The organism is Pseudomonas sp. A-B-19 (assembly GCF_019947515.1).
GTDB lineage: Bacteria > Pseudomonadota > Gammaproteobacteria > Pseudomonadales > Pseudomonadaceae > Aquipseudomonas.
In genome coordinates this window covers 15,093-29,156 of the sequence record NZ_JAGYGN010000034.1, presented here as the reverse complement: position 1 = coordinate 29,156, position 14,064 = coordinate 15,093, and the positions used below count along the sequence as shown (strand labels likewise).

At 61.0% G+C, this 14,064-nt stretch carries 14 protein-coding genes and 1 riboswitch; of the genes, 5 read left to right on the top strand and 9 right to left on the bottom strand.

Going from position 1 to position 14,064, the window contains the following annotated elements:
* Nucleotides 1-11 precede the first annotated feature (11 nt).
* Nucleotides 12-1,079: a putative urea ABC transporter substrate-binding protein gene (locus tag KGA81_RS26490; protein ID WP_223549984.1), complete on the bottom strand. Its 1,068-nt coding sequence runs from the start codon at nucleotides 1,077-1,079 to the stop codon at nucleotides 12-14.
* Between the two features lie 60 nt (nucleotides 1,080-1,139).
* Nucleotides 1,140-1,240: riboswitch (guanidine-I (ykkC/yxkD leader) on the bottom strand.
* Between the two features lie 280 nt (nucleotides 1,241-1,520).
* On the opposite strand from KGA81_RS26490, the gene KGA81_RS26485 reads away from it, so the two are divergent.
* Nucleotides 1,521-1,766, top strand: coding sequence for a hypothetical protein (locus KGA81_RS26485; RefSeq protein ID WP_223549982.1), 246 nt, complete (start codon nucleotides 1,521-1,523; stop codon nucleotides 1,764-1,766).
* 167 nt (nucleotides 1,767-1,933) lie between these two features.
* Nucleotides 1,934-2,362, top strand: a complete 429-nt coding sequence (locus KGA81_RS26480; protein WP_223549979.1) for a hypothetical protein — start codon at nucleotides 1,934-1,936, stop codon at nucleotides 2,360-2,362.
* A 67-nt stretch (nucleotides 2,363-2,429) separates the two neighbouring features.
* Here KGA81_RS26480 and KGA81_RS26475 read toward each other — a convergent pair whose 3' ends face one another.
* Nucleotides 2,430-3,542, bottom strand: coding sequence for an enoyl-CoA hydratase/isomerase family protein (locus KGA81_RS26475; RefSeq protein ID WP_223549976.1), 1,113 nt, complete (start codon nucleotides 3,540-3,542; stop codon nucleotides 2,430-2,432).
* 133 nt (nucleotides 3,543-3,675) lie between these two features.
* On the opposite strand from KGA81_RS26475, the gene ung reads away from it, so the two are divergent.
* Nucleotides 3,676-4,368 (top strand): uracil-DNA glycosylase, encoded by a 693-nt coding sequence (gene ung / locus KGA81_RS26470; RefSeq protein ID WP_223549973.1) that lies wholly within the window; start codon nucleotides 3,676-3,678, stop codon nucleotides 4,366-4,368.
* Nucleotides 4,369-4,440: 72 nt separating this feature from the next.
* Here ung and KGA81_RS26465 read toward each other — a convergent pair whose 3' ends face one another.
* The 5 genes from KGA81_RS26465 to KGA81_RS26445 are packed head-to-tail and all read right to left on the bottom strand — an operon-like array spanning nucleotide 4,441 to nucleotide 9,814.
* The gene (locus tag KGA81_RS26465) at nucleotides 4,441-5,481 is read right to left on the bottom strand and encodes an AbrB family transcriptional regulator (RefSeq protein ID WP_223549971.1); all 1,041 of its coding nucleotides are present in this window, start codon (nucleotides 5,479-5,481) and stop codon (nucleotides 4,441-4,443) included.
* A complete protein-coding gene (locus KGA81_RS26460) occupies nucleotides 5,474-6,988 on the bottom strand; it encodes a tripartite tricarboxylate transporter permease (RefSeq protein ID WP_223549968.1) in 1,515 nt (504 codons plus the stop codon). The genes KGA81_RS26465 and KGA81_RS26460 overlap by 8 nt, the downstream gene beginning before the upstream one ends.
* Nucleotide 6,989: 1 nt before the next feature.
* A complete protein-coding gene (locus tag KGA81_RS26455; RefSeq protein ID WP_223549966.1) occupies nucleotides 6,990-7,448 on the bottom strand; it encodes a tripartite tricarboxylate transporter TctB family protein in 459 nt (152 codons plus the stop codon).
* A gap of 59 nt (nucleotides 7,449-7,507) precedes the next feature.
* Nucleotides 7,508-8,485, bottom strand: a complete 978-nt coding sequence (locus KGA81_RS26450; RefSeq protein WP_223549963.1) for a Bug family tripartite tricarboxylate transporter substrate binding protein — start codon at nucleotides 8,483-8,485, stop codon at nucleotides 7,508-7,510.
* A gap of 39 nt (nucleotides 8,486-8,524) precedes the next feature.
* Nucleotides 8,525-9,814: an OprD family porin gene (locus KGA81_RS26445; protein ID WP_223549961.1), complete on the bottom strand. Its 1,290-nt coding sequence runs from the start codon at nucleotides 9,812-9,814 to the stop codon at nucleotides 8,525-8,527.
* 238 nt (nucleotides 9,815-10,052) lie between these two features.
* Between KGA81_RS26445 and KGA81_RS26440 the strand changes: the two genes are divergently transcribed.
* A complete protein-coding gene (locus tag KGA81_RS26440) occupies nucleotides 10,053-10,724 on the top strand; it encodes a response regulator (RefSeq protein WP_007979804.1) in 672 nt (223 codons plus the stop codon).
* Entirely contained in the window at nucleotides 10,717-12,105 is a 1,389-nt protein-coding gene (locus KGA81_RS26435; RefSeq protein WP_223549959.1) for a sensor histidine kinase, read from the top strand. The genes KGA81_RS26440 and KGA81_RS26435 overlap by 8 nt, the downstream gene beginning before the upstream one ends.
* Nucleotides 12,106-12,148: 43 nt before the next feature.
* Here the strand turns inward: KGA81_RS26435 and KGA81_RS26430 are convergent, their stop codons facing one another.
* Together KGA81_RS26430 and KGA81_RS26425 are read right to left on the bottom strand one after the other, a co-directional pair.
* Nucleotides 12,149-12,970 (bottom strand): HDOD domain-containing protein, encoded by an 822-nt coding sequence (locus KGA81_RS26430; RefSeq protein ID WP_223549956.1) that lies wholly within the window; start codon nucleotides 12,968-12,970, stop codon nucleotides 12,149-12,151.
* A 24-nt stretch (nucleotides 12,971-12,994) separates the two neighbouring features.
* A complete protein-coding gene (locus KGA81_RS26425; RefSeq protein ID WP_223549954.1) occupies nucleotides 12,995-13,936 on the bottom strand; it encodes a YgfZ/GcvT domain-containing protein in 942 nt (313 codons plus the stop codon).
* Between the last annotated feature and the right edge of the window lie 128 nt (nucleotides 13,937-14,064).

Genomic DNA, 14,064 nt, shown 5'->3' with positions numbered 1-14,064 from the left:
AGTTCTCCTGATTACAGCTTGGCGTCGGCGGCCATCTGCACGTAACTCGGGTCGAAGCGCAGCTTGAGGTTGCCTTTGTCGCCGCTGGTCACGCCATTGGCGAAGGCCATACCGACCGCGCTGGTGTCTTTGGCGCCTTCACCCAGCAAGCCGTGCTGGAAGGAGAATTCGGCAACCTTGCGCATGGTCTCCGGCAGTTGCTTGCTGGTACTGAACGCCAAGGCTTCTTTCGGGGTGGCGAACAATTTGGTGGTGTCCAGTTGTGCCTGGAAACCCGCCAGGTCAGTGCCCGAAGCTTTGGCCATGTGTTCCAGTGCGGCTTTGCTGGCGGCGTTTTTCGCGCTCATCAACTCGACCACTTCGAACCAGGCGCCAGTCAGTGCCTTGCCCAGGGCCGGGTTGTCTTTGAGGGTGGCGCTGTTGACCACCATCATGTCCATGATTTCGCCGGGGATCTGGCTGGAGTTGAACACCTCGGTCACGGCAGGCTTGGCCTTGATGTCCGAGAGCATCGGGTTCCAGGTGGTGATGGCGTTGACCTGATCGGTGTTGAAGGCGGCGGAGATATCGGCGTCGGAGGTGTTGACCACTGTCAGGTCTTTCTCGGTGAGGTCCACCGAATCCAGAGCCCGGGCCAGCAGGTAATGGGACACCGACAGCTCCACCAGGTTGACGTCCATGCCCTTGAGGTCGGCGACTTTCTTGCCTTCGCCCTTGAGCACGATGCCGTCGTTGCCGTTGGAGAAATCGCTGACGATCAGCGCAGTGCTGTCGACGCCACCGGCAGCCGGAATGGTCAGCGCGTCCATGTTGGTCATGGTGCAGCCGTCGAACTGGCCGGCGGTGTATTGGTTGATCGATTCCACGTAGTCGTTGAGCTGCACCACATCAATCTTGATGCCGTACTTTTTCGCCCATTTGTCGACGATGCCCTGGCTGCCGGCATATTCCCACGGCATCCAGCCGGCGTAGATCGTCCAGCACACGCTGAAGTGATCTTTCTGGGCGGCCTGGGACGAGAAGCTCACGAAGGCTGCGAATGCAGCGGCGAGCAGGGCGGGTAAACGAAGTCGGGACATGGTGGTTCTCCAGTTGATCAAGGACGGACAGGACGGCAGCGGCACCGCGAACGGTGGCTTGTCTCCCGGGCTTTTGTCCCGCCGTGTAACCTCAACTGGAGGTCGCCAACTCTCGGACCAGTCACTCGCGATTGCGAGCCGGAACCCTAGTCAGCCATTTGCAAATTGTGGTGCCGCGAACCTGTGATGACGCCTGCACATTTTTTGGAACAAGTGCGCTAAAGCGAGAGGCGTGCCAAGTCGGCCCGAGCGCTCTAGCGTGGGGGGCAGGGAGGTCGGTGGTGTTGGTTTGGAAGGCGCAGTGCCTTGTGATGGTGCGCTGGTGCACCGCATTGGAACCTGTCCGCCGCTGATCAGAAGATGGATGCAACGTCGCACTTGGCAGGGGATCGCCAGTCAAAACAGGTGTCACTGCTGTCGCAGGTCTTTACGGAGGCCGCCATGTTACGTCGATTGTTGTTGGGTGCAGTACTCGGCCTTGGATTGTCTGGCTGCTACTACTACGACGGTCCTGCCGATGTCTACGCGGCACCTTATTACTATCCCGGTTACTACTCGCCCTATTACCACGGCGGTTATTACGGCCCACGTTATTACGGTGGTTATCGCTCCTATTACTACGGTGGGCATGGTTATTACCGTGGCCACGGTTATCACGGCGGTGGATATCGCGGTGGCCACCATTAATCAGGGCGTGAAGGGATGAAAAACCTTTCATCGGCCAGATGTTTCTACTTGTTTCATGGACGCACCAGATTCCGAATTCGGTGTCTGATCTTTCGACAGTCACCGAACATTTGACTGTCGCCTGCCAGCGTCGCTGGTGTGGCTTACCCGCGGTCCAGGAGGCCGCCATGCTCTGTCGAATACTTCTGCTAGCTGTATTGGGATTATCCCTTGGTGGGTGCGCGCCTTACTACGACGAAGGAGGCAGTTACTACAGTTCCGAGGTCTATACCTCGCCTGCGCCAACCTATTACACCGGGGGGCGTTCTTACTATTCCAACGGTTATTACACACCGCCACCCCGGTATTACGTGCCGCCAGCGCGGTATTACCAGCCGACACCGCGCTATTATTCGCAGCCGCGGATGTATCAACCGTCCCCACGCTATTACCAGCCGGCGCCTCGTTACTATCAGCCACCGCGGGGCGACTACCGCATGCATCAGAACCATGACTGGGACGGCCGTAGCCGCGGGAACAACGACTATCGCGGTCACGACGGGCGCGGCTATCGCAGCGGGCGTGGCGATCACAACTGGCGGGGTAACCACCGCTAGTTTTATATAAAGCACAGCTCTAATGTGGGAGCGGCGGTGCGGCGCTCCCACAGTTTTGTGTGTGTTTTCAGTATTCGGACAAATCCGCCAACGGATGCCGACCTTCCCATGCCTTGTGGAAATGCGCCTCTACCACCGCGTTCGGCACGTTCTTGATGTCCGGCCAGTGCCAGTGCGGCTTCTGATCCTTGTCGATCAACCGGGCACGTACGCCTTCGCTGAATTCCGGATGACGACAGCAGTTGAGGCTCAGGGTGTATTCCATCTGAAAGACTTCGGCCAGTGACAGGTGCCGGGCCCGGATGATCTGCTCCCACACCAGATGAGCGGTCAGCGGGGCGCCTTCGGTCATGGTCCTGGCCGCGCGGCTCAGCAATAGATCGGGGTGATCGCGCAAGGCGCTGATGGCCTTCCAGGCGCAACGCACGTCGCTGACATCCAGCAGTTCGTCGATCTGTTGGCGCCGCGGCAGCCACTGGGCTTCGGGTATCTGCGCCACGGCTTCCTGCTGCAAGGCCTTGAGCAGGCTGTTGAGTTGCATCGGCGTCTGTTCCTGCCAGTTCAATTGCAGCAGGCCTTCGATCAACTCCGGCTGCTGCTCATCGAGCAGGAAACGATCCGCCAGGTCCAGGTCGATGGCATCGCGGCCGTTCATATGCGCACCGGTCAGGCCCAGGAACAACCCGAGCTTGCCGGGCAGGCGCGACAGGAACCAACTGGCGCCAACGTCCGGGTACAGGCCGATGCTGATCTCCGGCATGGCCAACCGGCTGCTCGGTGTGACGATGCGGATGCCTGCTCCTTGCAACAGTCCCATGCCGCCGCCGAGCACATAGCCGTGGCCCCAACAGATCAACGGTTTGGGATAGGTGTGCAGTTTGAAGTCCAGGCGATATTCCGCCGCAAAAAACTGCGCAGCCAGTGGCGGCACTTCACCGGGATGGGCGCGACAGGCTTGCACCAGACTGCGCACTTCGCCACCGGCGCAAAAAGCCTTGGCGCCATTGCCGCGCAACAGGACGCAAACGATCTGCGGGTCCTTGGCCCAGGCCTCCATCCGGTCGCGCAGGGCGTTGATCATCGGCAGGGACAGGGCGTTGAGGGAGTTTTCGGCATCCAGACTGGCGATGCCGATGCGGGCGCCATCCGTGCCGGTGAGTTCTTCGAAGTGCAGATTCATCGTGACCTCGATCGGGAATTTGAAGGTTAAGTATGATCGCTGTATGGGAAAGTGCCGGATCTGCGTCAGATCAATTGACAAGCGTGTTGAGCTTTCCTAGGGTTCGCCCCAATTGTTTTTGCCGGATGTAACCATGACTGCTGACGACCGTATCAAACTCGAACCGGGCTGGAAGGAGGCACTGCGTGCCGAATTCGACCAGCCCTACATGGCAGAGTTGCGAAACTTCCTGCAACAGGAGCGGGCGGCCGGCAAGGAGATCTATCCGCCGGGGCCGATGATTTTCAACGCGCTCAATTCCACGCCGCTGGACAAGGTCAAGGTGGTGATCCTCGGCCAGGATCCTTATCACGGCCCAGGCCAGGCCCATGGTTTGTGCTTCTCGGTGCAACCCGGCGTGCCGGCGCCACCGTCGCTGGTGAACATCTACAAAGAACTCAAGCGCGACCTGAACATCGACATCCCCGACCATGGCTACCTGCAGAGCTGGGCCGATCAGGGCGTGCTGATGCTCAACACCACCATGACCGTCGAGCGCGCCAACGCCAATGCGCACAAGGACAAGGGCTGGCAGATTTTTACCGATCGAATCATTGAAGTGGTCAGCCAGAAGCAACCGCACCTGGTGTTCATGCTGTGGGGCGCCCATGCCCAGAGCAAGCAGAAACTGATCGATGCCACCAAGCATCTGGTGCTGACATCGGTGCACCCGTCACCGCTGTCGGCCTATCGCGGCTTCCTCGGTTGCGGGCACTTCAGCCGCACCAACAAGTTTCTGGAACAGAATGGCGAGACGCCGATCGAGTGGCGGTTGCCGCCGGTTTAGGGAGGCTGGAGGGCTTTTGTGGCGAGGGGGCAAGCCCCCTCGCCACAGTCATCACCTGCCACATAAAACGCGTCAGGACTCTTCTGGATTCCGATTCCAGTACCTGAACAACGGCTCCGCCAGAAACAGCACGAACAACAACCGCATCACCTGCATCGCCGTCACCAGCGGCACTGACAGTTGCAGGGTTTCCGCTGTCAGGCTCATCTCGGCAATGCCGCCGGGCATCATGCCCAATGTCAGCGAACGCAGGTCCAGATGGGTCAGCGCGCTCAAGCCCAATGCCGCCACCGTGGCGATCAGCATGGTCAACGCCGTGCCGATCAAGGTACGGCCCATGAACGATGGCGCATGCCGGAAAAACTGCCGGTTGAAGTGACAGCCCAGACCGCTGCCGATCAGCCATTGCCCGATCTGGCTAGCGCCGTTGGGCAAACCGATGTGCAGGTCCCAGCCGATGCTGACTGCCGCACTGACCAGCAATGGCCCGAATAGCCAGGGGTTGGGTTGACGCAGGCGCTCCCAGATCCAGGCGGCCAATGCACCGACGGGAAACAACACCGCCAACCAGCGCCAATCGATGCTGCCAGCGTGGGAAATCGGTGCTCCGTCGCCCAACAGGTACTTGAAGGCAGCCGGTACGCACAGCACGACCACCAACACCCGCAAACTCTGCCCCGCCGCCACACGGCTGAGCACCGCACCATTGCGGGCGCCGAGGTTGACCATCTCCCCGGAACCACCGGGCATGCTGGAAAAGAACGCCGTGGCGCGATCTTCACCGGTGCGGCGCATCAGCCACACGCCGACCACGGCAGACAGGCTGGTGACCAGCGCACCGAAGAAGATCAGACCGAAATGACTCAGTACCTGCTCCATCACCAGCGGGGTGAAGTGCAGACCGATACCGATACCAACGATCCACTGGCCGCACTTGCGACCGCCAGGGATTTCGGCCAATTGCCAGGGTGTCAGGCAGCGCACGAGGATGATCGCCAGCAACGAGCCGACCATCCACGGCAAAGGCCAGCCGACCTGGCTGGCGAGGTAACCGCCAAGCAGGCCAACCAGCGGGGTTCCCCACCAGCTTCTGAAGGGGGGCCGATCAGACATCGGCGATAGCGCGCTGCGTGGCCGAACGTTTGCGCCAGATGCGCAGGATCGGCATCAACAGCATGATCGCCGTCAGTACCCAGACACCGAAGGTGATCGGGCTCGACCAGAGGATTTCCAGCGCACCGTTGGAAATCGACAGGGCGCGGCGCAGGTTCTGTTCCATCAGGCCGCCGAGGATGAAGCCCAGCAGCAGCGGCGACAACGGGAAGTCCAGCTTGCGCAGGATGTAGCCGAAGATGCCGATGCCGATCATCAGGAACAGGTCGAAGGTGGTGGCGTGCACCGCGTAGACGCCGATCCCGGTAATGATCGCAATCACCGGCACCAGTGCCCAGTTCGGCACCGCGAGGATGCGGGTGAACACGCGGATCATCGGGATGTTGAGGATCACCAGCATCACGTTGGCGACGAACAACGAAGCGATCAGGCCCCAGACGATGTCGGGTTGTTCCTGGAACAGCAACGGGCCGGGGGTGATGTTGTACAGCGACAGGGCGCCGATCATCACCGCAGTGGTGCCGGAACCTGGAACGCCGAGGGTCAGCATCGGCACCAGCGCACCGCAGGCCGCGCCACCGATGGCGGTTTCCGGGGCGGCGAGGCCGCGCTTGTCACCTTGGCCGAATTTGCCGCCGGCACCGGCGATGCGTTTTTCGGTCATGTAGGCCACGGCACTGGCCAGAGTCGCGCCGGCACCCGGCAACACGCCCATGATGAAACCCAGTACGCCGCAACGAATGTTCACCGTGAACACCGACGCCGCTTCCTTGAAGTTGAACATCATGCGCCCGGTGGCTTTTACCGCTTCCTGGCCGTGATGGGTTTTTTCCAGCAGCAGAAGGATTTCGCTGACGGAGAACAGACCGAGCACCAGCACGACGAACTGGATGCCATCGGTCAGGTGGATGTTGTCCCCGGTGAAGCGATACACGCCGCTGTTGGCGTCGATGCCGACGGTCGACAGGAACAGGCCGATCAGCGCCGCGATGAACGTTTTCAACGGACGGTCTCCGGCCATGCCGCCAAGGCAGACAATTGCAAACACCATCAGCACGAAGTACTCCGCCGGCCCGAAGGCAATCGCCCATTTCGCCAGCAGCGGGGCGAACAGCACCATGCCGCAAGTCGCGATGAAGGCACCGATGAACGAGCTCCATGCCGACAGCGACAGTGCGACACCGGCCAGGCCCTGGCGGGCCATCGGGTAGCCATCGAGGGTAGTCATCACGGTGGACGCTTCGCCCGGGATGTTCAGCAGGATCGAGCTGATTCTGCCGCCGTATTCGCAACCCAGGTACACCGCCGCCAGCAGGATCAGTGCCGATTCCGGTGGCAGGCCGAGGGCGAATGCGATCGGGATCAGCAGTGCGACGCCGTTGATCGGGCCGAGGCCCGGCAACAGGCCGACCACGGTGCCGATCAGGGTGCCGCACAGGGCGGTCACCAGGTTGTACGGGCTCAGCGCGACGCCGAAGCCCTGACCCAAATAGCCAAGAGTATCCATATCAGTTCTCCAGAACGTCGAGCAGGCCGAGGGGCAGCGGTACGTCCATCACGCGGTCGAACAGCAGATAGAGACCGACGGCCATCAGGCTGATGATCACGATGCTGGGTACCCAGCGGCCGCCATAGAGACGGGCCATCGGCACACCGGTCAGTATGCTGGCGACGATGAAACCCAGTGGTTCGAAGGTGCCGGCGAACACCAGCAACAGCACCACGCAGATGCCGATCTTGTTCAGGGTTTCGCGGTCCAGCGGCGGCTCGTCATCGCTGTGCTTGATCGGCGCAGGACGAAATACCATGTACAACAGCGCCGAGCCCATCAGGCCGAGCATCAACAACGGGAAGGCCCGAGGCCCCACCGGTTCGTAGGAAAAAGCCGCTTGATACGGCCACGCCATCAGTGCCAGGCCGATACAGGCCAGCAACAGCACCGAGGCGAAAATGCGTTGTAAGAGCATGGGGAACTCCTGGGCTGCGGCCCCGCCAAAACGGAGCCGCAACCGCTAGACAGAGACGATCACTGGATCAGGCCGAACTCTTTGGCCAGCACTTTGTAGTCCGCAACCTGCTTCTTCACGTAGGTGTCCAGCTCCGGGCCGGTCATGGCGAACGGGAAGAGCTCGCGCTGATCGCGCAACTTGGCGAAGTCTTCGGAAGCCAGCAGTTTGTCGAAGGCCGCTTTCCACCAGGCGTAGTCTTCGTCGCTGACTTTTGGCCCGAGGTAGAAGCCGCGCACCACCGGCCAGACGATGTCGTAGCCTTGCTCGCGTGCTGTCGGAATGTCCTTCATTTCCGGCTCGTCCAGACGCTTGTCGGAGAACACTGCCAACAATCGCATGTCACCGCTGAGGATGTGCGGCATGGAGTCGGAGATGTCGGTGCTGCCGACCTGGATGTGCCCACCGAGCAGGGCTGTGGCGATTTCACCGCCGCCTTCGAGGGCGACGTAACGCAGGTCACGCGGGTTGATCCCGGCGGCCTTGGCGATCAGCGCGGTCTGCATCCAGTCCTGGCTGCCGACGGTGCCGCCGGAACCGATCACCACTTTGCTCGGATCTTTCTTCAGTGCCTGAACGAGGTCGTCGAGAGTCTTGTAAGGCGAATCGCTTTTAACCGCGATGGCGCCATAGCTGGTGCCAACGGCCGCCAGCCAGCGCACGTTGCTTTCATCGAAACGACCGAACTTGCCTTGCGCCAGGTTCAGCAGCGAACCACTGGACCAGGCCACCAGGGTGCCGGCATCGGCCGGACGCTGGGCGACCACCGCGTTGTACGCCACGGCGCCGACACCGCCGGGCATGTAGGTCACGCGCATCGGTTTGGTCAGCAGTTTTTCGTTGACCAGCGCGCTTTGCGCCAGTTTACAGGTCAGGTCGAAACCACCGCCGGGCGAGGCCGGGGCGATGCATTCCGGACGTTTGGGTTCGGCGAGTGCTTGGCCGGTGAGCAGCAGGACGCTGGCGGCGAGGGCTAGTTTACGCATCGACAGGTTCATTCAAGTCTCCTTGGGAGTTGTTGTTATTGACGTACTGAATTACCAAAGGGCAACGCTATAGCTCACCAGCAGACGCACTTCATCGGCATCGCGAGCGGAGTAGTTTGAGCGGTAGGTGGCATTGCGCAGGCGCACGGCGACATCCTTGAGCGCACCGCTTTGTACAACGTATTTAATCTCGCTGTCGCGCTCCCACTCTTTGCCTTCGTCACCGTTCTTGAGCTTGATGTTGTCACCGCTCACGTAACGGCTCATGAAGGTCAGGCCGGGGACGCCGAGAGTGACGAAGTCGAAGTCATAACGCGCTTGCCAGGAGTGCTCTTGGGCGCCGGCGAAGTCGTTGATCTGCACAAAATTCACCAGATACGGGTCGCTGCCATCCACATACGGGAACGCGCTGTCGCCGGACATGTGCTGGTAGCCCGCACTGAGCTTGTGCCCGCTCAAGGCGTAACTCACCAGGCCGTTGAGGGACTTGTTGTCGATCGGGCCGCCACGGGCCTCGCCCTGGTCATCACTGATGGCAAATCGCAGATCGCTGGCAAAGGTGCCAGGGCCGAACGGCTGTGACGCAACCAGCCCGAGATAGTGCTGGTTGTAGACTTCATCGAGTTGCGCGAAGTGGTAGCTGCCGGTGATCTTGTCGGTGAACTTGTAGTCCACGCCGCCAAAGTCGAAGTGCTTGCCAGCCACCGTTCCGGCGAAGCGGTTGTTCTTGTTGTTGAGGGCTATGTCCTCGAAGTCGGTGCTGTCGCGGTCCTTTGCCTTGTCCAGACGACCGCCGGTAAAGGTCAGGTTCTTGATCTCTTTGGAGGTCAGCATGCCGCCTTCGAAGGTCTGCGGCAGGATGCGCCCGTCGTTGGGCTTGAGGATCGGCAGTTCCGGAATCAGGGTGCCGATTTTCAGCTCGCTGGCGGAGATTTTCACCTTGCCGGTCAGGCCGAGCTTGGAGTACTCGTCGACGGCTCGCCCATCGTCGGTCGGCAGCAGGCCGGTACCGGTACGGTCCGGGCTCGAATCGAGCTTGACCCCCAGCATGCCCAGCGCATCGACACCGAACCCCACGGTGCCGTCGGTGTAGCCTGATTTAAGATTGAGCATGAAACCCTGGGCCCACTCGTCACGCTTGGACTGTTGGACACTGGTGCCGTCGCGAAAATCGCGGTTGAAGTACATGTTGCGGGTTTCGAACGTGGCCGAGCTGTCGTCGAAGAATGCGGCCTGGCTCAACGGTGAAAAACCGGCGAGGGCAGCAGCGCTGGCAATTGCAGTGTGGCTGAAACGGGAGAGGCGGGCAGGCGCGATAGCCTGGGTCTGCAGGGACTGCATGGATGACTTACTCCGTTTATTGTTCTTATTTGTCGAAAACGCTTCGAGGCGTTTTTCGTATCGCTGTGTGGCTGCGGCGACGGCAGTCGAAACTGTCCGTGGTCCGACTCTAACGGTCTAACCTTTCGCTAACCTTTCAGAAGACTTTCACGACTTTTCGGACTTCACAGCGACCGATGCCGCTGTAAACTCCGCGCCAAAGAATGGCGTCGACCATCCCTGAATGAGGTAAAGATCCATGCGTGTCCTGCTCGTCGAAGACCATCTGCAGCTCGCCGAAAGTGTCGCCCAGGCGCTCAAGAGCACCGGGCTGACCGTGGACGTTCTGCACGATGGCGTGGCAGCCGACCTGGCGCTGGGTAGCGAGGAATACGCCATGGCGATCCTCGACGTCGGCTTGCCGCGCATGGATGGTTTCGAAGTGCTGGCGCGATTGCGGGCGCGGGGCAAGAACCTGCCGGTGTTGATGCTGACCGCCCGCAGTGACGTCAAGGACCGGGTCCACGGCCTGAACCTCGGCGCCGACGACTACCTGGCCAAGCCGTTCGAGCTGACCGAACTCGAAGCCCGGGTCAAAGCCTTGTTGCGCCGCAGCGTGCTGGGCGGTGAACGCATTCAGCGTTGCGGTGTGCTGGCCTATGACCTGGAAACCCGGCGCTTTACCCTCGGCGAAGAATTGCTGACCCTGACCTCCCGCGAGCAAGCCGTGCTCGAGGCCCTGATCGCGCGCCCCGGCCGGGTGATGAGCAAGGAGCAATTGGCATCGCAAGTGTTCGGTCTCGATGAAGAGGCCAGCCCCGATGCGATCGAAATCTACGTGCACCGCCTGCGCAAGAAACTCGATGGCCAGCCGGTCGCCATCGTGACCTTCCGCGGCCTCGGTTACTTGCTGGAAAGCCGCGATGCATAAGCCCAGCAGCCTGCGCTGGCGGTTGTTGTGGAACCTGGCGCTGTTGCTGGTGGTGTTGATGCTGGCCAGTGGTTTGAGCGCCTACTGGAACGGTCGTGAAGCGGCCGACACAGCCTATGACCGGACTTTGCTCGCCTCGGCGCGGACCATCGCCGCAGGTCTGTCCGAGCACGATGGGAGCCTCAGCCTCGACGTGCCTTATGTCGCCCTCGATACCTTCGCCTACGACAGCGCCGGGCGGATTTTCTACCTGGTCAACGACATCAATCAGAAGCTGATCTCCGGTTACGAAAATCTGCCCGCGCCGCCGCCGGGAACGCCGCGCACCGATGACTATCCAGCATTGGCACGTTTCTACAACGCCCAGTACCGCGGGCAGAACGTGCGCGTGGTGAGCCTGCTCAAGCCCGTGAGTGAGCCGAACATGAACGGCATGGCGGAAATTCGCGTGGCGGAAACCGATGAAGCGCGTGTCAGCATGGCCCGCAGTCTGGCGGCGGATACGTTGCTGCGCCTGGGGATGCTGGCAATCGGTGCGTTAATGCTGGTGTGGTTCGCAGTGAGTGCCGCGTTGCGCCCGCTGGAGCGCTTGCGCACGGCAGTGGAGGAGCGTCAGCCGGACGATCTGCGTCCCTTGCCGCTCGTGGAAGTGCAGCGCGAATTGTGGCCGCTGGTGCGCGCCCTCAATCACTTTACCGAGCGCTTGCGCGGGCAGTTCGAGAAACAGGCGCAATTTATCGCTGATGCCGCCCATGAGCTGCGCACACCGCTGGCGGCCCTCAAGGCGCGCCTGGAACTGGGTATGCGCTCGGTCGAGCCCGATACCTGGCGCAGTACGCTGGAGACCGCCGCCCAGGGTACTGATCGCTTGACCCATCTGGCCAATCAGTTGCTTTCCATGGCCCGGGTCGAAAATGGCGCCCGGGCGATTGCCGAGGGCGGTGCGCAGTTACTCGACCTCAGTCAGTTGGCACGGGAGCTGGGCATGGCCATGGCGCCGTTGGCCCACAAGCGCGGCATCGCGCTGGCGCTGGAGGCGGATGAGCCCGTCTGGATGCGGGGCGAGCCGACGCTATTGAACGAGCTGCTAAGCAATCTGGTGGATAACGCACTGGCTCACACGCCGCCGGGTGGCAACGTGATTTTGCGCGTCTCGGCGCCCGCCGTGCTGGAAGTCGAAGATGATGGCCCCGGCATTCCTCTTGTAGACCGCGATCGGGTGTTCGAGCGCTTTTACCGACGCAATCAGCAAGTGGCCGGTTCAGGGTTGGGATTGGCGATTGTCGGTGAGATCTGCCGCGCGCATCTGGCGCAGATCAGCCTGCATGATGGTGAGCACGCGGGGTTGAAGGTGCGGGTGAGTTTTATCTCCGGGGAGTAACACAACATCTGTGGCGAGGGGGCTTGCCCCCTCGCCACAATGATCAGTAAAACATCGAGCGCATTTCTTCCAGGTCGGCACACATCGCGTTGTCGTCCGGATCGATCCCTAGCTTGACGAAAGCGGGCACGCTGAAGGGATCGATGCGCGAGATCGGATGGTCAGTGTCCTTGTGGCAATACAGACTGGCCACCTGCACCAGATCCACATAATCGACCTGCGCAGACTGGCGTTTGAAGTTCAGGTACAACTGCGGCACTTGCACCAGCATGTCGGGAAATTCCCAGACCCTGAGCAGTTTTTCGCCGATCAGCGGATGAATCTGGTCGATCACATGGTTGAGGCTGACCGGGTCGGACAGCAGCTCATAGTGATCTTCGGCGTAGGTCAGGATCGGTAGCACCCCGATCTGGTGCACCAGCCCGCCAAGGGCCGCCTGATCGGGCTTGAGTCGGGTATGGCTGCGGCACAAGGCGTAGCTGACGCCGGCGATTTCCAGGCTTTTACGCCAGACATCGCGCATCTTCTGTTCGACCACGTCGGAGCGGGCATGGAAAATCTGCTCCATGACCAGGCCGATCGCCAGATTGCAGCTGTAGTTGATGCCCAGGCGGGTGATCGCGGTATGCAGATCGGTCACTTCCTGGGCTGCGCGCAACAGTGGGCTGTTGACCACTTTGATCAGGCGTGCCGACAGCGCGGTATCGCGGCCGATCACTTTGCTCAGGGTGCTGACGCTGACTTCCGGGTTTTCTGCGGCCTTGCGAATCTGCAGGGCCACTTCCGGTAACGTTGGCAGAACCAGGTCATCGTTATTGATGGCCTCAACCAAATCCTTTTGGACCTTTTCCGCCAGTTCGCTCATTTAGTCTCTCTAGAAGTGCTGCCGTTATTGCTGGATTTCGCGATCGCGGTCCAGTTCATAAGGCAGGTCGAGCAGTTGCAGGGACGGCCCTTGGAGCTCGCCCAGGTGGATGTCTCCACTGTCTGCTGCTTCGGCTTGCAACACAGCCAGCAGTTCAATGTTCTGCCCGGCGCGGGCAGCCAGCACCACTTCGCCAATGGAACTGCCGTGGGTCGGGGAAAACAGCGCGGTACCCGGTTCAGGCAGCTCGCTGGCAGTCAATTGCAGGCGATACAAACGGCGCTTGAGTTTGCCCAGGTACTGCATGCGCGCGACGATTTCCTGCCCGGTGTAGCAGCCTTTCTTGAAGCTCACGCCACCGACCGCTTGCAGGTTGAGCATCTGCGGGATGAACAACTCGCGGGTGCCGGGCATGACCTGGCCGATCCCTGCGCGGACCTGGCCCAGCAGCCATTGATTGAGGTCGCCTTCGCTCAGCACCGCCGATAGCTTGCCTTTGACCGCATCGGCTTGACCGGCGGCAACCCACAACTCGGCGCGTTGCGGCGAGACACGGATGGCGATCAGTCCATCGTTGCGCACGACGCTGTCGGTTTCTGCCGGCAGGTCCAGACCGAGGCTGACCAGTGCAGCGTCGCCATGGTCAACGCCGAAGCGGACCCAGGCGGCACTTTCGTCGGTCAGTTTCGACTTGGAAAACACGGCGTATTTTTTCAGGTCCGCCAGTTGCGGTTCGAGCAATTCGGTGGCCATGGCCAGGACCACGCCATCCCCTTCGAGCAGGATGCGGAAACTCGATTGCATCCGGCCTTTCTGGGTGCAGCGCGCACCGAGACTGGCCCGGGAATCGCTCAGGTAATTGAGATTGCAGGTCAGTTGGCCTTGCAGGAATTTGCTGGCGTCCGCGCCGCGGACCGCGAGAACACCTTCATGAGAAAGGGTGCAGAAAAAAGCAGAATCGGCCATGGGTCATCGCAGGGTAAAGAGTCTGGCGGACATCATAAGGGGGCGCCTTCGAAATGGGTAGTTCACAAAGGATCACCGGTGCCCGACCAAAGCCGACTGTTCGACCGGGCGCGGGCCTGTATACTTGC